Here is a 19976-nt window from a genome sequence, read left to right on the forward strand (position 1 = left end):
TAAAGGTGAGAGGGGGTATACCCTCGAAACTACAAACTTTCGGATTTTCAGTATTGTAACATTAATTACACAGAATCCAGTTTGCGGTGAATAGCAATTAATTCTTCAACCAGTTCTCTGGCTAACATGCTGGTCATAATATGATCCTGGGCATGCACCATCACCAGATTCACGGGCACCTTTCCTTCGCCCTGATCGAGCCCAATCAGCTGAGTCTGCACATCATGTGCTTGCTTCGAAGCGACAGACGACTGAGACAGGTATTCGTCAACCGCGTTCCAGTCACTCGCTTTCGCGGCTCTCAACGCCTCCATTGCGAAAGACTTTGCTGAGCCTGCATTGATGATGAGCTCCATCACCGTTGATTCTTGGTCAAAATCTGCTGGTAATGTCATTAGTTTTCCTCCCCTTGGGCTTCTTGTACTAAAAGCTGTTTTTCATACACTTTAAAAAATGGGTAATAAATGGCGGTCGCCACAAACATGAGGACAACAACCAATAAAGAAGAGCTAATTGCCCAACCTGCTGCCCATGCCGCGCCAATCGGAGCAGGTGCAGTCCAAGGCACCACTGAAATCACAGCACCGACAATCCCCGTTTTGACACAAAAGTACGCAATCGTAGCGTTAACTAGTGGGGCTGTAATAAATGGGATAAAAAAGGTAGGGTTCATAATCAAAGGAGTACCGAATATCACTGGCTCATTGATATTGAATAGCGAGGGTACAACACTGATTTTCCCTATCGTTTTTAGGTGAGCGGCACGACTACGCATAAACAAAAACACCAGACCTAATGTCGCACCAGAGCCCCCTAGCACGATAAAGAAGCTCCAAAAACCCTCCACAAACACGTGAGGAATTTGGGCACCAGCAGCAAGCGCAGTTTGATTAGCGGACAGATTAGTGAGCCAAAAAGCTTGCAACATACCGCCGACAATAGCGGCACCATGGATACCTGCAAACCACAACACGTGTGTAAGTAGCACGGCCAAAAGAATAGCCGGCAACGAATCAGCAGCACTGACCAAAGGTTTAAACGCTGTCATGATAGCTTCAGGGATGATCATGCCAGTCTGACTTTCAACATATAAGTTGAGAGGATATATGGTCAGTACAACCAAGAGTATGGGAATCAACAGATCAAAAGATTGTTTGATTTTTCCAGGTACTTGGTCCGGCATTTTGATCCCTATGTTTTTCCGTTGGAGAAAGTACATCAGCTCTGTGCTGTAAAGAGAAACCAGAATTGCCGTGAAAATGCCCGTACCTCCGAGATATCCGGCGGGCAGTCCTCCTTTAGTCAGTGGCGCAGATACCAATAGGAAGGACATCAATGACAGCATCGCTGGCATAAATGGTTCCATGCTGTAACTTTGTGCCAAGTTATAAGAGATGGCAGCAGTGATATAGACAGACATGATGCCCATTGTCATGTTAAATGGCGTGAGTAGTTGCCCTTGATATTGCTCAGCAAGCTGCAACCACATTTGTGCAATAGCCCAGTCTGAATCTGCAGCAAAAGGCGGGAACGCAAATATGAGTAGAAATGAGCCTACGATCATAAATGGCATCGCAGAGATGAACCCATCTCTCATCGCCATAATATGACGCTGTGACGCCGCTTTACCGGCAATAGGTGTCACTCTGTTCTCAATAAATCCGAATACATTATCCGTTAATGTCGTCATTGCGACCCCCTAACCTAGCTCTACTAATGTATCGTTGAGGATTTTTTCACCATTCATCATTCCGTAATCCATGGTGTTAATCACTTTAACTTTTTTGTCTTGTTTAGCTGCACTTGCCGAGAAGTCTGCTTCTTTATACTTTACTTGTGGCCCCAGCAAGCAGATATCGAATTTCGGAAGCATATTTTCAAATTCATCCAAACCAACAGCTTGAATATCTGCCGCTATGCCTTGATTCTGGGCCGCCTGTTCCATTTTCTTAACCACCATGCTGGTTGACATGCCCGCCGCACAACAAAGAAGAATTTTTACCATTTTGATACCTCTTGACACTCTGGATAGTTAACAGATGACCCTAAAGTACTCAATAAAGAAATCGGTTTCAGTAACCGGTTTCAAAGTTGAAGACAAGGATCACAGAAACCGGTTACATAAAGCGTTCCATTGTGGTTTTGATCACATAGGCTAAGAATTTTTGTTAAAGATTATTCGAAGAACTCAGGACAGAGTGAGAATAAAAAGAGAGGCGGAGTAAAAGTGCTATTCACTGTATGCGAAGCTATACACTAAACCGATAGCGCCACGGTTAGTTGCGTGAGAGGAGCAGGATAACCAAGATAATATCCTTGTGCATGCTCACAGTCGAAGCCTTTCAATAGTGCAAGTTGAGTGGCTGTTTCCACGCCTTCAGCCACCACGTTTATGTCAAGTCGTTTGGCAATATCAATAATACCTGCAGTGATCGCTTTGGCACGACTGTCGGTTTCCATCGATTGGATGAAACTGCGGTCAATCTTGATCTCATCGACGTTGATTCGGTTAAACATCCCTAAAGAGGTATATCCCACACCAAAATCATCAATGGAGAAGGCCACGCCATGGCGTTTGAGTGTATCAACCACTCGTGCGCACTCAAGAATATCATCAAGTGCCGCGGTTTCGGTTATTTCTAGGCACAGGTAACGCGCGAATTCTGGATTCAATTGCAAGTAGTCATCAATACGCCGGATTGCACTTTCGCTATTAAACTCAACCGCAGAAATATTAACCGACACACGCTGAATGACAGCTCCCAACAGACCGCTATCATGTAACTGCTTGGCAGCTTTTTCGAGTACGAGCGCCGTTAGGTCTTCGCAAAAACCCTGCTCTTCGGCAAGCCTGATAAACGTACTCGGTGGCACCACACCATAGGTTTCATGGGTCCATCTCGCCAATACTTCTAAGCCGGTTAGCTCGCCTGATGCCAAGCGATATTGCGGCTGAAAGACAACCTCAATCTCTTTGTTATTGATCGCAACCCTGAGTGCGGAAACGAGCTGCCTACGCTTTTGAGCTTGCTCAGTTAAATGAATATCATGATACGTTATCGCCCCTTTGCGCTTTTTGGCATCATTCAGGGCGCGCGTAGCCGCCGTCATCAAGGTGGCGGCATCGTCACCATCTGGCCCAAATAACGCCACCCCTATCGAGCAAGTGGCTTTTTGATCGTATCGTTGCAAATGACGATGACACTCACGGTGCAACCTATCAATATATAGTTCCATATCGCTGGCACCGCCTAACGCTATAAGGCAGGCAAAGCGGTCTGCGTGGACGCGCGACGTAAGTTTATCGAGTAGCGTTGATACCTCAATGGCATGAGCCATGTCAGACAGCAGATGATTAGTACGTTCAAACCCGAGTTTATTGGTGAGTGATGTAAACCCATCAATGTCGATAATCACCAAAACATACGAGGTTTGTTGCTCCTGTAGGGCAAGCAAGGTATCCACATGACGCATAAACACTGAAGGGCTGTGCAACCCTGTGACACTATCAATGTCACTCGCTCGCTCTAACGCTAGGTGATTCCTTCTTGCCAGGTTCCAGAGCATAATCGATGTCACCACCACAAAGAAATGCCCTTTAAATGCTTGTGCTAATTCATGCATCTCTAGATTCGTTGATAAGGCAGTCACTACGCGATCGGAGAATAAGATCCACAAAGTCGCAAAAAAGAAATAGATAAACGCCAGCTTCAGAGCGTAGTAGTTCGTTTTTTTCATTGTGGTTCCCGTGCGATGACGTCCATTCAACCTTTTTGCAACACCCTACCTCACGCCCACCGTGACGCAGAGTGAAGGAGGCGGCAATAAAACCGGCCTCTTTCAATCCATTATTAAAAATGAGACAGCGCTTTTAAAGTGTGTAACTGCATATTAGGTCTAATGTTAGTTGTTCGCTAGAAAAAACGACAATAAACAACCTACTAATTGATAAACGCCTTCCATCTCTATCAGCCATCTCATCAATGATTAGGCGTTAGACTACCTAGCATCAATCCAACACAGTCCGGTAAAGCGTCATACATTACCCCGCCGCGCCATCTGCGCGTGCTTGACTCAACATAGGGCCAAATCGCACCGCAAACCAGCCATAGCTGATCGCCCAAAGCAGTGCAGACGCAGAAACAAGCTCTAGGGTATAAACGGGCCAAAACCACATGCCAAATACACGGACGAGGGCTGAAATGAGTAAGGCATAAAAGAGCCAAGAAACAGTGGGACCTTGATAGACATTGCGCCCAGTATGGCCGAGCGTGACTCGCACAATCATGGCCAAGACAACGCCACCGAGCGCACCTATCGCGAATAAGTGCCAGATAAGATTTGATGCCCAGGGGTTAATCACCAAGGCTTTTAATAACAAGCCAAGTGGTAAAAAGAGATAGAATACGTGCAACGAGAACAGCATTGGTACCTGGTACGCTCTCCAACCTTGCCAGCGGTAGAGCCGAACACATTGCGCAATACCCGCTGTAAGCAGCAACCCACGCGCGACCATGTTATCAGTACCGGACACCAAGGTGACGCCAATCAGTAGCACAAACAGAGCGATAATCGCTCGCTCTAGCCACACAGGTGGGCTGGACACCTGTATACCCAACTTTTTCTCCGTGAAAAACGGGATCACGCGGCCACCCATGACGCTAATAAGCAGCATGAACCACAACAAGGTACTGTGCCAAACTTGATTAATAGGTAGTGAGACTTCCCCTAGCATTACGCCGTAAGACAATGCGTTAAGCAAAGCCGCCACCGCTAAAATAGGAATAAACAGATAATTGCGCTGACGCTTAGTCACTACCACGCGATAACCCAACGACCATGCCACGCAGGCCATAAACAGGGTATCAAGTACTAGGCTCGACCAAATTGGGACATCCACCCAGAAGCTCAACCGCGCCAACAGCCATAATGAAAAAATGGCGAAAAGCTTCAGCCCTCGGGTACCCGGCACACCCGTCCAGTTTTGCACCGCCGTCATTAAGAACCCACCGACAATGGCCATCGAAAACCCAAACAGCATCTCGTGGGCATGCCACCAAAGGGAGGGAACGGTCAGTGAAACCATTCCAGGATGCGTGTAAAGCCCACTCCATATAATAATAACCAGACATGAGTACAGAGCACCAAAGAGGAAGAAGGGCCTAAAGCCCAATCGGAGCACCGGTGGAATCTTATCCTCTTTTTGTTTGTCGGTGACATTCAGTAGCATGGTAAAGCGCTCCATAGGGCAAAATGAATATTGCTACCCTAGCACACAGAAGAGCACCACTATTGATATCAAACAAACTCAAACCAATTTAACGTGCTACAAAAAGAAAGGTTATTGTGGTTATTGAGTAACCAAGATCCATGTTGTCAAATCAAAAGGCTGGACGTAACCGATATTAACCACAACAATTTTCTCATCACCAACCGGTGCAACATTCAAGCTGGCAAAGCCAAAGAATGAGGAGGCCCATGACCTATCCATCTAGCAGCAAGTTTGCGGTACTCGGCGCGGCACTTATCGCCATAAGCTATGGATTAGCCCGCTTTGCATTCGGTCTGTTCGTCCCACCGATCCGCGATGACTTAGCACTGAGCCCCTCGCAGATAGGTGTGATTAGTGCCCTGCCGTTGATTAGCTTTGTGATCGCAACTGGTTTTGCGCCGCTGATTGCCGATCGCATTGGCGCAAGAATCACTGCAATTGTTTCTGGCTTGTTTGGCGCTCTGGGTCTAGCCGTCATCAGTCAATCGACTAACAGTGTCTCACTAGCTGTCGGTGTGTTTGCTTGCGGCATTTGCACCGGCTTGATGATGCCCGCCCTCACCGCGGCTATGCAGGCGATCGTCAATCGCGCCCTGCACGGTAGAGTCAGTTCAGTGATGAATGCGGGTACCAGCATTGGTGTAGTCGTTGCTGTACCTGTAGTGCTAATGCTCGAATCGGCTTGGCGCACTGCTTATTTGTCTTTTGCCATAATTGCTTCACTTGGCGTATTGGCCGCATGGCGTATGTTACCGTCTGTCTCGCCTGTCACACCCACAGATGCAGCCCCTGCGCCACCGATCAGCCGATTACAATGGGCGCGGCTGTTCCGTTTATCGTTGTTTGCATTCGCGATGGGATTTGTCTCTGCCGCGTACTGGATTTTCGCACCGGATTTGGTTATTACGCTTGGCGCGCTTCCTACTGATACAACCGCTTGGCTATGGGTTGCCGTTGGCATTGCAGGTTTAGGCGGAGCAATAGCCGCAGATCTTGCAGATCGCAACAATCCCCCAATTACCCATTCACTAATGCTAATGATGCTCGCCGCAAGTATGGCACTTATTGCCGCCAGTCCGGAAAACAGCGGAATAGCGGTGTTTTCTGCTCTGGTGTTTGGTCTTGCCTACATGAGTTTAACCGGCTTGTACCTAATGACCGGAATCCGACTTCTCCCCGGGCGCTTATCCCTCGGACCTGTTTTGCCTTTTATGGCGGTATCACTCGGCCAAGCGGTTGGCTCTCCGGTATTAGGTTTATTGATTGAAAACATGGGTTATGCTGGCGCTTTTTCGGTATTTGCCTCCGCCAGCATTGTGGTTGCCATTATCTCTCCACTCTACCCTCGTCAGCTCGAACAAGAGTGGGACGAAGACGTGATTGAGGACACTGGCCTACAAGCGGCCTATGATCATCAACTACATGATGAAGAAGGTGAGCCTTATCGCGGTGTGGAAATAGAAGAAGAGATCGAAGCCGTTGAAGAAGACCACACCGATGAAAATTAATTACAAAAATGTCATTTAATATCGACATATGATTTAACATTGATCACGTTTAAAAGATAAACTATGATAAATAAACACTAAAATGTAATTTAGTTACACACAAGGAGCGTGCTATGTTATCTGCAATTAAGGAACTTTTTACCCCTCATAAAGATTATGCGGGTCGACATATTGATGCGGTTATTGACCGTTTGGCCGCACAAACAGGGACAGAGGCCCATGCCTGGTCTTACCTCCGCGAGCAAGCTGTTTATGAAAACACGCTCAATGGTATGCGGGTATATCCTCATGAGCTCAGAAAGTACGCGGCCTAGAACAAACTGTTCCTAGAACACCAACAGATTTTGCGTCGTGCTACTGTAAGGTTCGTGCTAGACTCCACGCCATTCAGTGTGTCTGAGCGGGAACGCGGACACACGCTTCTTGTTTGTTGAGTCTGTTATGCCATTTAAAAAACTGGGTTTAAGCGACCCTCTTTGCCAAGCCATTGTCCAACGCGGCTTTACCACGCCAACATCGATCCAAACGAAAGCCATTCCGCTTATCCAGCAAGGGCATGATCTGATTGCCGCGGCACAAACGGGCACGGGGAAAACCTCGAGTTTTATCTGGCCTATCATCGATAAATTATCTGCCGGTGAAGCAGGACGTAAAAAGCGCGCTCGCGCACTCGTCATCGCTCCCACTCGTGAGCTCGCGCTGCAAGTAGCTGAGAGCGCACGTCAAGACAGCCAGTTTACTGAGCTGAAGACCTTGGCGATGGTTGGCGGCATGGACGAGCAGGCACAAAAGCAAGCCTTGATCGACGGCGTCGATATTTTGGTCGCCACCCCGGGACGCCTACGGGATTTACTCAGCCAACGTGCCGTCTATTTAGATGAAGTGGAAGTGCTGGTTCTCGACGAAGCGGATCGCATGCTCGATATGGGCTTTATTGATGCCATTCAGAATATTCTTGACCGCTTGCCGGCAAGCACGCAGTGCTTACTGTTTTCGGCCACGCTCTCTAATAAAGTGCGCGATCTGGCCAAAGCGACCATTGGCGATGAAGGCAAAGAAATCAGCATTGCCGCACGAGATGCCTCGAAAGACAACATCACCCAATGGTGCATTCCAATCGATAAAGATAAGAAATCCGCCCTACTGAGTCACTTAATCAAAGAAAATGGCTGGGAGCAGGCACTGATTTTTATCGAAACCAAGCACGGCGCCGCCAAGCTCGCCACTCAGTTGGAAAAACGGGGCATTGCCGCCGAAGCGTTTCACAGTGGACGCAGCCAAGCCGTGCGGACCCAACTGCTGGAAAACTTTAAAAGCGGTGACATCCAATTTTTAATTGCCACCGGTGTCGCTGCGCGTGGCATTGATATTGAGTCGCTTGAGCGCGTGGTCAATTACGATCTACCCTTTCCGGCCGACGAGTACGTCCACCGAATTGGCCGTACCGGTCGCGCCAGTGCTCAAGGCGAAGCGATTTCATTGGTCTCAAAAGATAACACCAAAAACTTGCGCATGATTGAGGCACGTCTCGGGCATCCACTGGAACGTCGCATCATCGAAGGCTTTGAGCCCAAAAAGCCGATACCACTGACTGCGCCCAAGTGATAATGTGCAAATAATGATCGCGACAAAAACCGGCGAGCCTCATGCTCGCCGGTTTTGTTTGCTTTATGCCTGAGTCAGTGTTTGCCAGAGCGCCTGCCATGCATCTGGGCGGCGATAGTATTGGCTCACTGTGATGGCTTGCCATTGACCGTTTTGCTCCACCAGCATGGATGGAAAACCGCGTAAGCCATGCGCTGCCATCAATTGACGGGTTTGATTCACCGCAGGCATCACGTCATTTTCGGCGCGATTCATCGCCTGTTGCCAAGCCCCTGCCTCTATCCCCATCTCACTGGCAAGCTCTGCGAGCGTGTCAGCTTCATAGACGGAGCGACCTTGCTGATAATGGCCACGCTGGATGCGTTTCAGCATCTCTGCACCCTGACCATCAAGCTGCTGGGCAGCGAGGATGGCTTGCGCGGTAACAAAGGAATCCAAAATTACTGGCTGGTCGCTTGCCACGCGGTCAAGATAGGTTTGACCAAATGTCTGTCCGGTTTGATCGGCAATGGTCTGATCCGCCGCCAAGATGTGTTGACGAAAACTGTCTTCAATCGGCGCACGCTCTCGCATGCCACCTGGATGAAGCTGCAAGTTAATCTCAGGGGTGTTGCTCAGGCTTTCAATCAAGGTGGCGGCGCCAAAGCACCAGCCACACATTGGGTCAAAAATATAGTGGACGTTTACCATTCCATCTCTCCCATATGTACTTTGGCACCAATTTCCAAAGCCATCGGCAAACCCGCTTTCGGATATTTCGCTTGCATGGTTTTAATCAGCTCAGCACTGTCTTTACTGTTTGCTTTCGCCTCGGCAAAGTCTTGCAAATACTGCTGGGCAAAAGTAATGGTGTCAGCGTTCAGTGCCGTGCCCGCGGTCATGTGTCCTGGGATCACGACTTTAGGCTTCAGTGCTGCCATTTCTTCTAGTTGTGCGGCCCAACCTTCACGCGCTTGGTCAGATTGTGCGTCTGCCATCCAAAGGTGAACATTGCCATATACAGCGACGTTACCCAGGATCGCCTTGTTGGCTGGGATCCAAAGATACGGACGATGTGCCAACTCGCCTTTCGCGCCGCGAATTTCAATTTTACGACCGTCCAGTGTCAATGACGTACGGGTATAAGCAGCAGGTACCACGGGATTTTGCGGCGCATTGTCACCCATTTTTGGGCCCCAAAATGCCATTTTTCCATCCAGTTTTTCTGCAATGGTGGCGCGTACTGCCGGTGTGGTGATCACGTTTGCGTCAGGGAACATGCCGTGCAGCACTTCCGCACCAAAATAGTAATCTGGGTCGGCTTGGCTAATAAAGATAGTGGTTAGCTCTTTCCCAGAGTCCAGCACCTTAGCGGCAATGCGAAGCGCATCTGCTTTAGTAAAGCCCGTATCAACCACCATGGCTTCGGTTTCGCCATACACCAAGGTTGAGTTTACGTGGAAGCTGTTACCATCCGCGTTATATACGTCCAAGTTCAAGGGTTCAGGGTTATTGGCTGCCATTGCGCTGCCGGTCAGTAATAAAGAGGCGGCTAGGGTTTTTATCAATTTCATTATCGTGCTCCGTGGGTTTGCATTCGGTGTTGAGATGCTGTGCAGTTTACGGGCTCGACTTGTTCGGATATATAGCTAATAATTTGCATCATTGTTTCATATTTCGATCATATTGATGCGTCGTCGCCATGCATTACACGATCGATATTGTTTATAGCCAACCTCGGAGCACACTCATGGATAAACTTACTGCGGCAAGAGTCATGGTAGATGTCGCCCTAACGCAAAGCTTTACCGCCACTGCCGAGCGTCTCGAGATGTCTCGCCCGATGGTGACTCGCCATGTCGAAGCGCTAGAAGACTGGTTAGGCGTGCGGTTATTACAGCGCACCACGCGCAAAGTATCGTTAACCTCCGCCGGCGAGCACAGCTTGCCACAACTGGAACAATGGGTTGAGCAAGCCAATGCCCTGACACAGCAATGGCAACAAGATGCGGGCTTGACTGGCAAAGTGCGGGTGGCCACCAGTATGTCGTTTGGATTCGCGCAACTGATCCCTGCGGTAAAGCCTTTTATGGCCGCTCATCCCGGGGTAGACGTAGATATTGAGGTGCAAGATAAGGCCGTCGATTTAATTGCAGAACGGATTGATATAGCCATCCGTATTGCGTCTAACCCCGACCCTTCCCTAATTGGTCGCCCGATCGCCGCGTGTGATTCCGTTTTGGTAGCGGCACCGGATTATTTGGCGGCCCATGCACCGATCCGTTCACCGGAAGATCTCACCGCGCATAGCTGTCTCAGTTACAAGCAGTTTGATCGACCGATTTGGCATTTAGACAAACGCGAGGAACACGCCGCGGTTGAAGTGCAAGGTAAGCTCTCAGCTAACGAGGCAACTACCTTACTCAGTGCTGCCATTCAGGGCATGGGCGTGAGCATGCAGCCGGTGTATCTGGCTCATAGTGCCATTGCGCGAGGTCAGCTAGAGGTGGTGCTACCCGACTGGCAGCCCAAAGCGATGGATATCTACGCCTTGTACCCGTCACGTCGCAACCAGCCACCAGCGGTCCGTGCGCTGCTGGATGCGCTGATTGCCCACTTCGCCAATCGCGAGTGGGCACCGGTTGCTATTTAGTCAGCAGAAAAAATTGAGTAAGGCGAGCTATTTAGTGAGAGAAAAAGCGCGCAGACTTAATCAGACGATTTTGCTCGCGCAGCATGATAACGCTGGGCTTTAACCAGCCATTTATCAAGCTGATTGGCAAAGGCTTGTTTTTGCTGCGGACCAAGCGGAGCAGGCCCACCTGTGTGCACACCGCTACTGCGCATGGTTTCCATAAAATCACGGATATTAAGCCGGGCGCGGATGTTTTCTTTGGTCAGCAATTCGCCGCGGGTGTTAATCACCGTCACGCCCTTTTCAATCACTTCATCCGCGAGCGGAATGTCTTGGGTGATCACCAAATCGCCCGCCTCTGCCTCGGCAACAATTTGGTTGTCCGCCACATCAAAGCCCTTTTCTACCTGACGTGAACTGGCGTAAGGCGACGGCGGTAAACGGATAAACTGGTTGGCAATAAAGGTGGCTTGAATGTGCGTTCGGTGTGCCGCGCGCACTATCATCTCGCGCATCGCGACCGGACAAGCGTCCGCGTCTACCCATATTTGCATGCTGGTTCTCTTAACGTTAGCGTCAATGCCTGCATTAAACCCCAATTCACCGCAAATTGAAACGTTACCCCTGCGTCATATCCGCATTTAGTACTGGCTTTACATCGCTTGGCTGCTCAGGCGCGCAGATATTAGTCTGTGTTGGCCGCCCGCTCTTAAACTGCGCTAGCCAAGACGTTAAGCATGGCATCACACCATCTGCAAACGCTGCCCCCCCTTGCCACCAAATCCGTGCCAGTGTTAACCAGCGGTGACGCTCACTGTGTGCATTGGCGATATTATCGGTGCGCAGTAGGCTGTGGTCGGCCTGTTCAAACACACGCACGTGATAAAAAGGCAGCGGCGCTTTAGCAAGCAGCTGGTGATACGTAGAAGCGGTTTTATCTGAATCGACATAAGCATCCCGCGCACCAAACAACGCTAACATGGGCACGTCGAGATCGATTAAATCAGCAGTCACATCCGAGGCCCAATTACGTTGTACAAATTGCCAAAAGGCCTCGCTCATGGGCGCTTTCTCATCCTGTTTTACGTGGTTGAGGTACTGTTGATACGACGCGCCGGACTGGATCAAGGCATCCACTGTCGCCTCGGCAGCTTGCTCTTCCGCAATCGCTGATTCACTGTATCCGGCGGCTAATCGCCGTTGATGTCCAGAATACTCGGATTGCGCCATCCAGTTGACTGCTCCACCGACACTGATCAGAAAATCGATGTTTTCGACTTGGTGCGCCACCTTAGGGATCACCCAACCAGCTTGACTATAGCCCATCAACCCCAGCTTGCCATCCTTTAGCCCCAAGGTTTGGCGCAAATAGCGAATCGCCGCCGCGACTTCATCGGCCCGATCTTGCATCGATTGCGACCGCCAATCCCCGCTCGACTCTCCCACTCCCGGCTTATCCCAAGACAACGCACACCACCCATTCGCCGCTAACACTCGCCAGAATGGGAGGTAATAACCAAACGCATCGGTCGGCACGTCACCAGAGCCATGCACAAACACCACACACTGATTCGGGCTCTCAGAACCTAAAGGTAAAATTAACTCACCCGTGAGCTGATTATCGCCTGTGTTAAAGTGAATGGCTTGACGCTTTAGCCCCGCGTTTGGGTCATCCATGGCTATCACCAAAAACGTGCCCATCAGCACCAGCGCTATCAAACCTCGCTTTAGCCACTTCATACCCTTTCTCCCTCCACCCAATTACCGCTAAAAGGTGTATAAATAGCCGGTATTGAACGACCACAAATCGTCTCTATCAACAATCGGGCTGTCTGATACTTCATCGCCATAGTGGCGATAGCCCACCCCCAACAACAGATGATGCGCGCGGCCAAGCCTGTAATAGAGATTGAGGTCGGATTGAAGCATGCAGGTTTGATCAGGTTGATAAGTGGGTCGGCCAGCTTTGGTGTCTTGGGCTGACACACCGACATAATAACGACTTACCGCGCGACCCACACAAGTCAGTGACACTTGAGGATCAAGCACCCACTGGCCTTGTTCCATCGGCGCGCCATAGCGGCCCACCACCGCGCCACTGTTATGATTATCCGAGATATCATGATGGTAGCCGAGCTCAAAATAGCCCACCGACGTTATCCAGCCGGTGGTTAGATTAGCGGTATACACCGTATCGAGACTTTTCATATCTTTGAGGGTTTTGCTGTCACCGCGGGCGTGATCGCCAAACACATCGTCGCCCACGCCCGCCGACACATACCAGCTGTCGCCCTCGGCGAGATACACACCTAGGGTATCGTTGCGATAAAAAATCCCCTCCCATTGCGCCTCAACCACCAGCTCAATGTCTTGGTCATCTTCACCACCGAGATATATCGACGGCTCGGTATAGCCGGCTAGGCCGACAGTCAGATAATTATCCGCGGACATACTGTCGGTTTGCGCATGCCCGGCTAAGGGCACCAAGATCAAAACGAGACAGATAAGTGTGACAAATGGGTTCACCGGCGATTCTCCATAATGGCGAAATAGTAACTGAGAGTTCGCCCTTATCTTGAAACAACCGGTATTAAGAAAACCTTAAGACTCTCCCGTCATTTTGTGCGCGGCTTCCCAATTGATAACCGCCTTCGCCATCTGAGCGTCGCACTGAAATTCAAAATGCCAGTTGAGCTGTCCGGCAATGCGCTCAACAAGCTGTAGGCCTAGACCAAATCCGATCTGATTCTCGTCCACGTCTGAATCAATAGAGTTGGCAATCGAAAACTGCCCGTTGGTGATCTTAATCTCAATCGCGCCGGGCGCACTGTAGGTGAGCGCATTGCGAATCAGGTTGGTACTCGCAATACGAAACAAATCCCTCTCAATGGAAATAGGATCACTGTGATTATCGATATGGACAGTCACTGGCTTATGCGCAGCAAGATACGCCAGCTCATCCACCAGGGTTGCGCAGAGCGAGCCAAGGTCGACCTTTGATTGGCGAACCTTATCTGGATGTTGCCGTGCCAGCCAAAGCAGTGATTCAGACAGTGCCATCATATTGGCGTTGGCACGCGAGGCACGCTGCAAGGCCGGATAACTGGCATCCTTGTCATCGATGCGCAGTGACAAAGTATCCAAGGATGCTTGCATAATCGCCAACGGCGTACGCAGTTCATGGCTGGCATGCTTTAAAAACTGTTGCTCCCGTTGGTTATGTTCACGAACCTGTTGCAGCGAGGCCATCAAGTGGTCGGCGATTTGGTTAACCTCACGTACCGAAAAGCGCACATCGATAGCTTGATCAGGGTGTGTTTTTACCCGCGCCGACCATGCCACCAACTCTTTGAGTGGCTTCAATGCATTGTTAAACAAAAGCCCAATCACGGTGACAAGCACCAGCATAAAAGCGGTAATTAACACGCTGGCATCGGCCAAAGAGCGCTCGACAATCATGGCGGCTAATGCTTCGATTTTTTCTGCCGCTTCAAACTCGACCAAGTATAGGCCTTGGGATAGGTGCTGATCGGAGTACAACAAGTAGCCATACTCACGCGCTCCACTGTCATTGATGCGCTGTATTTCAATTGGATCATCGGGCTGTATCGGCTCTGAAGAGAATAAATCACGCACCGATGTCGGGATAGCCTGCCAATCTCGATACGCACTAACAGTGTTGCTTTGGGGCAATGGATAGTTAGGATCGGCGGCCAGCTTCTGCTCGAGTTTGATAGCATCGAGCCGCATGTAGTTTTTGCCTGCCTGACTGATTTGATAAAAGCTAAACACGGTGACAAGTGCCAACAACCCGATAAAGATCGCCACCGCCATGAACACAAGCTGGCGGCGTGATTGTGCGGCAAGGCTTCGAACAGGGCTTTGGCTCATACCGGCGCGGCCTCAGAAAGGGACAAACCAATACCGACATGGGTGTGGATCAGCGTTTTAGCAAAGGGCTTATCAACCACTTTACGCAAATGGTGAAGGTGCACGTTAATGGTTCCTTGGCGCACATCATCGCTGGCCCAAATCGCCTCCTCAATATCGCTTTTGGACACCACAGTGGGTGAGCGGCGCGCGAGTAGCAACAGAATGTTCCAACCGATAGGGGTCAACTTAAGCGGCGTATCACCGCGCGACGCGATATGCTCTTTGGGGTAAATCGTCAGATCAGCAATGGTAATACACTCTCGTACCGGTTGATGACGCCGATGCAAGGCCTGTAAACGTGCGAGCAACAACGGCATGGTGCAAGGTTTGACCACATAATCATCCACGCCGGCGCGAAAGCCCTCAAGCTGGTCGGTGTCCGCGCCGCACGCAGTCAGCATTAACACCGGGGTATCGATACCCTGCTCGCGCAGCTCACGACAAACCGCCGTACCCTGTGTTTTGGGCAGCATATTGTCGAGTATCACACAATCAAACGTCTGCTGGCTGGCAAGCTGGATCCCCGTTTCGCCGTTATAGGCAAAATCACAGTCGATATTATGCAGCTCTAAATATTCTGACATCGCTAAGCTGAGATCGTGGTCATCTTCAATGATGAGTATTTTCATGCGGCGTGCTCTTCCATCCGTGTCGTTTTTAATCTACACGAATCCATTGGATAAAATACACCCCACTTAATCTCGTCCGATACAAAAAAAGCGCCCGAAGGCGCTTTCATCGAGAGACTATCATATGACTTACTTTAGCAATGCCAACACCGCATTGACGCAGGCTTCAGACGACACCGGGTTTTGCCCTGTCACTAAGTTGCCATCAGTAACCACATACGAGGTAAAGTCATCCGCTTTCTCATAAAGACCGCCGTTTTCTTTGAGCATATCCTCAACCAAGAACGGCACCACCTCGGTCAAGCCAACGGCGGCTTCTTCGCCATTGGTAAAACCGGTGACCCGTTTCCCTTTCACTAGTGGCTCGTCGCGATCTGAACGCGTATGGCGGAACACTGCCGGGCCGTGGCATACCGCACCAACCGGTTTGCCCTGATAATAGAAGGTCTCAATCAGCTGACGAGATGTCGGATCTTCCGCCAAGTCCCACAATGGACCGTGTCCTCCGGGATAGAAAATCGCGTCATACTCATACGCATTCACATCGCTCAGCTTGACGGTGTTATTAACCATATCTTGCAACTCCGCATCGCCATCAAACCGGCGTGTGGATTCCGATTGCGCATCTTCCGCTTCGCTGTTCGGATCAATCGGTGCCGCGCCACCTTCCGGGCTGGCAACTACAATGCTCGCTCCAGCATCTTTAAACGCGTAATAAGGGGTGGTGAACTCTTCAAGCCAAAAGCCTGTCTTGTGTCCCGTATCGCCCATGGCATCGTGAGATGTCAGCACCATCAAAATTTTGTGTTGTTGCATCATCGCTCCTTATTGTCACGCGTTTGGGTAGTATTTGCTTGGTTTTCATTGAGTAGACTAACAAGACATGAGTGTTAACGTAAAAGGTGGTCGCTTAGATCACTCTCATCAGTTGACGGTTTTTTTACGTTTATTGTCTAACTCTGACCTAATGCTAGCGCAATAATGACACCTAAGCGCAGCAAACGCCTATCATGAAGTCATTCATCGCTGGTCCCCAGCAACGATTTAGCCTTTAAACATTGATTAAACGAGGTAAACATGAAAAAAACCTATTTACTCGCACCACTGGCACTGGTTGTCGCACTGGTTGGCTGTGAACAGCAAACCAACGAACCACAAGAGGCGCAATCGCAAGTCGAATCTAGCTTAGACGACGCCCAAAATGCAGTGAAAGAAGGCACAGAGCAAGCGATGGATAGTGCAGAAAACGCCATCGATAGCGCAGAAAACACCGTTTCTGAAATGGTTGATCATCATAATGCAAAAACATCACTAGACTGGAACGGTACGTATCAAGGTGTGGTGCCCTGCGCCGACTGTGAAGGTATTGATACCACACTAACACTGAACCCAGACAACACGTATTCACTCACCAAAACCTATCTGGGCAAAGAGGGAGAAGCACTTAAAGAATCGGGCACCTTCAAGTGGGATGAAACAGGCAGTGTCGTCATCCTTGAAGGGCTGACTGACAGCCCTAACCACTTCTTTGTGGCGGAAAACCAGGTGATCATGCAAGACATGAATGGCGAAACCATCGAAGGCGACCTTGCTGAGATGTATCACCTGAAAAAGCAGTAATCTACCAATATAATCTTACTTGATAAGAGCCTAGCGCTTGCCCCATAAACCAGCACTAGGCTCTTTTCGCGTATTTCGTATCCCCTTCCCACGCTTTCCCGCTTCACGCCAACACTTGCCTGTCTGCACAGATTGGCAGTTTAGTGACAAATTTGTTGCTAATAAAACTTGACGGGTTTTCACTCCATGGTTTAACTCTTAAATAGAGGCGAAACAAAATCTTATCCGGTGAGCAGGCCGAATGGGCTCACTGAGCAACAGCCGCACCAGACAGTAGAGTCGCCTAGACAGGACCGCGCAACACTCGCGCTTCCTCCGTTTGTTCGATAACAAGACCGAAAAACGGCACCTTTCTGTACCGGTAATCATACTTGATCCAAGTTTGATTACCGGTCAGTAGTACGTTTATCAGCGCCACAGTCGTGGTATTGAACAGGAGTCACGCGTATGAGCGACGTTGTATTGAAGTTCTCTCACGAAGAATACAGCGCCCGTTTAGCCAAGGTTCGCTATGCCATGGAAGAACATGAAATCGACACCTTATTGGTGCACGACCCCTCCAACATGGCGTGGCTTACCGGTTACGATGGCTGGTCTTTCTATGTGCCTCAGTGCGTAGTGATTGGCGCAACGGGTGACCCTTTGTGGTTCGGACGTGTCCAGGACGCGAATGGCGCGCTGCGTACTGTTTATATGAGCGCTGAGTGCATCACCTACTATCCTGACCATTATGTGATGAATCCACCGCTCCACCCCATGGAGTACCTTTGCAATTACGTCCTGGCAGAACGTTATTGGGATCGTGGCCGCATCGGCGTCGAGAAAGACAACTACTATTTCAGTGCCACCGCCTTTGAGTCGCTCAAAGAAAATCTACCGATGGCAACGCTGGTCGATACGACTGGGCTGGTTAACTGGTGTCGCGCGGTCAAATCCGATCAAGAGCTCACCTACATGCATACGGCCGCCCGCATCGTGGAGAACATGCACCGCGTCGCCTTTGAGATGATCGAGCCCGGCTTACCCAAGCACCTACTGGTGGCCGAAATCAATAAACACGCGGTGGTCGGCCACGATGGTCACTTTGGGGATTATGCCGCGATCGTGCCTATGTTACCCTCGGGCGGTGATGCGGCAGCGCCTCACTTAACGTGGGATGATCGTCCGTTTAAACGGGGAGAAGGGACCTTTTTCGAAATCGCCGGGGTGCATCGCCGCTATCACTGCCCACTCTCTCGCACTATCTTCTTAGGAGAGCCGGGCTATGAATTCTTGCGTGCTGATGAGGCTTTACAGGCCGGTCTCGAAGCAGGTCTCGCGGTCGCCAAGCCTGGCAACACATGCGGAGACATTGCCAACGCACTCAACGATGCCTTGTTACGCTATGGGTTTGATCGAGAAGGCGCGCGCTGTGGTTATCCGATAGGATTAAGCTACCCACCCGATTGGGGCGAGCGCACCATGAGCTTGCGCCCCAGTGATCAAACCCTATTGCGTGAGGGAATGACCTTTCACTTTATGCCAGGGCTGTGGATGAAAGACTGGGGCATCGAAACCACAGAAAGCATTGTGATCACCCGCGATGGTGCGCAAACTTTGTGCGATCTACCGCGCCAATTGTTTGTCAAACATTAGCTTGGTATAACGAGTCAGAAACGGGGTACCCTACTTGTGCCCTTTTCTGTTCAGCCTGATTATTGATTTTAGCTACACTCATAAGGTGATGATTTAAAGATTAAACTTTACCCGTTTCCGCCGGATTGAGCGTCACAACAGATCACAAGGAGAGGTTATGGAACCCACCGCAATTGAAGCCACCGTCGATTTTCATGCCGATGGTGTACAGCATGGCTTTCTTAAACTGCCTCACTCACACGACCAATCCGCATGGGGCTGTGTCACCATTCCGATCACTGTGGTTAAAAACGGCGAGGGGAAAACGGCCCTGCTGACGGGCGGCAACCATGGGGATGAATACGAGGGCATCACAGCGTTACTCAATAGCTGTCATCAACTGATGCCAAAAGACATCAAAGGCCGTGTGATCATCTTACCAATGATGAACGCGCCCGCGGTGACCGCAGGTACACGCACTTCCCCTTGGGATCAAGGCAACATGAACCGCGCTTTTCCTGGTTCACCAACCGGCAGTGTCACCGAACAAATTGCCGATTACTTCACCCGATATTTAATCCCACAGTGCGATACCGCTTTAGACATTCACTCAGGCGGTAAAACCTTAGATCTTATTCCCTATGCGGCGTCCCACCGCTTAGAGAACCTTCAGCAAGCCGACGCCTGTGCCGAAGGGGCTCGCCTGTTTGGTGCCCCCTATCAAGTGCAAACCACTGAAATGGATGCCACCAGCATGTACGACACGGCGGTAGAGCAACAAGGTAAGATTTTTGTCACCACAGAGCTCGGTGGCGGTGGCACCAGTACACCTGACTCTATCGCCATTACTCAGCGCGGTATTCACAACTTTTTAGTGTTTTCGGGCATTCTACAAGACGATTATCGCCATCCACCGGCCGCGCCCGTCAAGCTCGAGCTACCCGACAAACACTGCTATGTGCAAAGTGAACACGCAGGGATTATTGAGTTCTCTGTGCACTTAGGCGATACCATCAAACAGGGTGATTTAATTGGCAAAGTGCATAATATTGAGCGTACAGGGACTGAACCCATCCCCTACTATGCCGAGCGCGACGGTATTTTACTGGCCAAACGTCACCTCGGACGGATTTATATCGGCGATACCTTTGCGGTGATTGCCGAACCTGTTTAGCGGAGGG

20 protein-coding genes are annotated in these 19976 nt (G+C 50.1%); 7 read left to right on the plus strand and 13 right to left on the minus strand.

What is annotated here, in order from left to right; genetic code table 11:
* Positions 1–65 precede the first annotated feature (65 nt).
* The 5 genes from EHW58_RS01275 to EHW58_RS01295 form a co-directional block, all read right to left on the minus strand.
* Complete coding sequence (locus EHW58_RS01275) at positions 66–395, minus strand: PTS lactose/cellobiose transporter subunit IIA (protein ID WP_152794153.1); 330 nt, start codon at positions 393–395, stop codon at positions 66–68.
* Positions 395–1690, minus strand: coding sequence for a PTS sugar transporter subunit IIC (locus EHW58_RS01280; protein ID WP_152794155.1), 1296 nt, complete (start codon positions 1688–1690; stop codon positions 395–397). Before EHW58_RS01280 ends, EHW58_RS01275 begins: the two co-directional genes overlap by 1 nt.
* 9 nt (positions 1691–1699) lie before the next feature.
* Positions 1700–2005, minus strand: a complete 306-nt coding sequence (locus EHW58_RS01285) for a PTS sugar transporter subunit IIB (protein WP_152794156.1) — start codon at positions 2003–2005, stop codon at positions 1700–1702.
* Between the two features lie 251 nt (positions 2006–2256).
* Positions 2257–3738 (minus strand): bifunctional diguanylate cyclase/phosphodiesterase, encoded by a 1482-nt coding sequence (locus EHW58_RS01290; protein ID WP_152794158.1) that lies wholly within the window; start codon positions 3736–3738, stop codon positions 2257–2259.
* Between the two features lie 304 nt (positions 3739–4042).
* A complete protein-coding gene (locus EHW58_RS01295; protein ID WP_172969905.1) occupies positions 4043–5230 on the minus strand; it encodes an NnrS family protein in 1188 nt (395 codons plus the stop codon).
* 248 nt (positions 5231–5478) lie between these two features.
* On the opposite strand from EHW58_RS01295, the gene EHW58_RS01300 reads away from it, so the two are divergent.
* From EHW58_RS01300 to EHW58_RS01310, 3 genes are all read left to right on the plus strand, one after another.
* Positions 5479–6780 carry a nitrate/nitrite transporter gene (locus EHW58_RS01300; RefSeq protein ID WP_152794162.1) on the plus strand — a complete coding sequence of 434 codons (1302 nt, stop codon included), beginning with the start codon at positions 5479–5481 and terminating at the stop codon, positions 6778–6780.
* Between the two features lie 113 nt (positions 6781–6893).
* Positions 6894–7094 carry a hypothetical protein gene (locus tag EHW58_RS01305; protein WP_152794164.1) on the plus strand — a complete coding sequence of 67 codons (201 nt, stop codon included), beginning with the start codon at positions 6894–6896 and terminating at the stop codon, positions 7092–7094.
* 127 nt (positions 7095–7221) lie between these two features.
* Complete coding sequence (locus EHW58_RS01310; protein WP_152794166.1) at positions 7222–8385, plus strand: DEAD/DEAH box helicase; 1164 nt, start codon at positions 7222–7224, stop codon at positions 8383–8385.
* Positions 8386–8448: 63 nt separating this feature from the next.
* Here the strand turns inward: EHW58_RS01310 and EHW58_RS01315 are convergent, their stop codons facing one another.
* Together EHW58_RS01315 and EHW58_RS01320 are read right to left on the minus strand one after the other, a co-directional pair.
* On the minus strand, positions 8449–9075 hold the full coding sequence (locus EHW58_RS01315) for a DsbA family protein (protein WP_152794168.1): 627 nt from the start codon (positions 9073–9075) through the stop codon (positions 8449–8451).
* Entirely contained in the window at positions 9069–9938 is an 870-nt protein-coding gene (locus EHW58_RS01320; protein WP_152794170.1) for an MBL fold metallo-hydrolase, read from the minus strand. The genes EHW58_RS01315 and EHW58_RS01320 overlap by 7 nt, the downstream gene beginning before the upstream one ends.
* Positions 9939–10114: 176 nt before the next feature.
* Between EHW58_RS01320 and EHW58_RS01325 the strand changes: the two genes are divergently transcribed.
* Positions 10115–11017 carry a LysR family transcriptional regulator gene (locus EHW58_RS01325; RefSeq protein ID WP_152794172.1) on the plus strand — a complete coding sequence of 301 codons (903 nt, stop codon included), beginning with the start codon at positions 10115–10117 and terminating at the stop codon, positions 11015–11017.
* 56 nt (positions 11018–11073) lie between these two features.
* On the opposite strand, the gene EHW58_RS01330 is transcribed toward EHW58_RS01325, so the two are convergent.
* From EHW58_RS01330 to EHW58_RS01355, 6 genes are all read right to left on the minus strand, one after another.
* On the minus strand, positions 11074–11553 hold the full coding sequence (locus EHW58_RS01330; RefSeq protein WP_069587832.1) for a YaiI/YqxD family protein: 480 nt from the start codon (positions 11551–11553) through the stop codon (positions 11074–11076).
* Between the two features lie 64 nt (positions 11554–11617).
* Complete coding sequence (locus EHW58_RS01335; RefSeq protein WP_152794174.1) at positions 11618–12739, minus strand: S9 family peptidase; 1122 nt, start codon at positions 12737–12739, stop codon at positions 11618–11620.
* A 27-nt stretch (positions 12740–12766) separates the two neighbouring features.
* Complete coding sequence (locus EHW58_RS01340) at positions 12767–13525, minus strand: MipA/OmpV family protein (protein ID WP_152794176.1); 759 nt, start codon at positions 13523–13525, stop codon at positions 12767–12769.
* A 75-nt stretch (positions 13526–13600) separates the two neighbouring features.
* A complete protein-coding gene (locus EHW58_RS01345) occupies positions 13601–14890 on the minus strand; it encodes a HAMP domain-containing sensor histidine kinase (RefSeq protein ID WP_152794178.1) in 1290 nt (429 codons plus the stop codon).
* Positions 14887–15561, minus strand: a complete 675-nt coding sequence (locus EHW58_RS01350; protein WP_152794180.1) for a response regulator transcription factor — start codon at positions 15559–15561, stop codon at positions 14887–14889. Before EHW58_RS01350 ends, EHW58_RS01345 begins: the two co-directional genes overlap by 4 nt.
* A gap of 129 nt (positions 15562–15690) precedes the next feature.
* The gene (locus EHW58_RS01355) at positions 15691–16377 is read right to left on the minus strand and encodes a type 1 glutamine amidotransferase domain-containing protein (RefSeq protein WP_046075760.1); all 687 of its coding nucleotides are present in this window, start codon (positions 16375–16377) and stop codon (positions 15691–15693) included.
* Between the two features lie 261 nt (positions 16378–16638).
* Here EHW58_RS01355 and EHW58_RS01360 point away from each other — a divergent pair, with 261 nt between their 5' ends.
* The 3 genes from EHW58_RS01360 to doeB all read left to right on the plus strand — a co-directional run bounded on the left by EHW58_RS01360 (position 16639) and on the right by doeB (position 19969).
* A complete protein-coding gene (locus EHW58_RS01360) occupies positions 16639–17181 on the plus strand; it encodes a copper resistance protein NlpE (RefSeq protein WP_046075759.1) in 543 nt (180 codons plus the stop codon).
* Positions 17182–17628: 447 nt separating this feature from the next.
* The gene (gene doeA, locus EHW58_RS01365; RefSeq protein ID WP_152794181.1) at positions 17629–18816 is read left to right on the plus strand and encodes an ectoine hydrolase DoeA; all 1188 of its coding nucleotides are present in this window, start codon (positions 17629–17631) and stop codon (positions 18814–18816) included.
* A 157-nt stretch (positions 18817–18973) separates the two neighbouring features.
* Positions 18974–19969, plus strand: coding sequence for a N(2)-acetyl-L-2,4-diaminobutanoate deacetylase DoeB (gene doeB / locus EHW58_RS01370; RefSeq protein ID WP_077668483.1), 996 nt, complete (start codon positions 18974–18976; stop codon positions 19967–19969).
* Positions 19970–19976: the final 7 nt, after the last annotated feature.

It is taken from the genome of Salinivibrio sp. VYel1 (genome assembly GCF_009377945.1).
In the GTDB taxonomy this organism is placed as follows: domain Bacteria; phylum Pseudomonadota; class Gammaproteobacteria; order Enterobacterales; family Vibrionaceae; genus Salinivibrio; species Salinivibrio siamensis.

Excerpts from the sequence above, each read along its gene's own strand:
- EHW58_RS01360 (WP_046075759.1), top strand. The coding sequence starts at position 16,639 with ATGAAAAAAACCTATTTACTCGCACCACTGGCACTGGTTGTCGCACTG.
- EHW58_RS01275 (WP_152794153.1), bottom strand. The coding sequence starts at position 395 with ATGACATTACCAGCAGATTTTGACCAAGAATCAACGGTGATGGAGCTC.
- EHW58_RS01305 (WP_152794164.1), top strand. The coding sequence starts at position 6,894 with ATGTTATCTGCAATTAAGGAACTTTTTACCCCTCATAAAGATTATGCG.
- EHW58_RS01300 (WP_152794162.1), top strand. The coding sequence starts at position 5,479 with ATGACCTATCCATCTAGCAGCAAGTTTGCGGTACTCGGCGCGGCACTT.
- doeA (WP_152794181.1), top strand. The coding sequence starts at position 17,629 with ATGAGCGACGTTGTATTGAAGTTCTCTCACGAAGAATACAGCGCCCGT.
- EHW58_RS01315 (WP_152794168.1), bottom strand. The coding sequence starts at position 9,075 with ATGGTAAACGTCCACTATATTTTTGACCCAATGTGTGGCTGGTGCTTT.
- EHW58_RS01355 (WP_046075760.1), bottom strand. The coding sequence starts at position 16,377 with ATGCAACAACACAAAATTTTGATGGTGCTGACATCTCACGATGCCATG.
- doeB (WP_077668483.1), top strand. The coding sequence starts at position 18,974 with ATGGAACCCACCGCAATTGAAGCCACCGTCGATTTTCATGCCGATGGT.
- EHW58_RS01345 (WP_152794178.1), bottom strand. The coding sequence starts at position 14,890 with ATGAGCCAAAGCCCTGTTCGAAGCCTTGCCGCACAATCACGCCGCCAG.
- EHW58_RS01295 (WP_172969905.1), bottom strand. The coding sequence starts at position 5,230 with ATGCTACTGAATGTCACCGACAAACAAAAAGAGGATAAGATTCCACCG.
- EHW58_RS01290 (WP_152794158.1), bottom strand. The coding sequence starts at position 3,738 with ATGAAAAAAACGAACTACTACGCTCTGAAGCTGGCGTTTATCTATTTC.
- EHW58_RS01280 (WP_152794155.1), bottom strand. The coding sequence starts at position 1,690 with ATGACGACATTAACGGATAATGTATTCGGATTTATTGAGAACAGAGTG.
- EHW58_RS01285 (WP_152794156.1), bottom strand. The coding sequence starts at position 2,005 with ATGGTAAAAATTCTTCTTTGTTGTGCGGCGGGCATGTCAACCAGCATG.
- EHW58_RS01320 (WP_152794170.1), bottom strand. The coding sequence starts at position 9,938 with ATGAAATTGATAAAAACCCTAGCCGCCTCTTTATTACTGACCGGCAGC.
- EHW58_RS01335 (WP_152794174.1), bottom strand. The coding sequence starts at position 12,739 with ATGAAGTGGCTAAAGCGAGGTTTGATAGCGCTGGTGCTGATGGGCACG.
- EHW58_RS01350 (WP_152794180.1), bottom strand. The coding sequence starts at position 15,561 with ATGAAAATACTCATCATTGAAGATGACCACGATCTCAGCTTAGCGATG.
- EHW58_RS01325 (WP_152794172.1), top strand. The coding sequence starts at position 10,115 with ATGGATAAACTTACTGCGGCAAGAGTCATGGTAGATGTCGCCCTAACG.
- EHW58_RS01330 (WP_069587832.1), bottom strand. The coding sequence starts at position 11,553 with ATGCAAATATGGGTAGACGCGGACGCTTGTCCGGTCGCGATGCGCGAG.
- EHW58_RS01310 (WP_152794166.1), top strand. The coding sequence starts at position 7,222 with ATGCCATTTAAAAAACTGGGTTTAAGCGACCCTCTTTGCCAAGCCATT.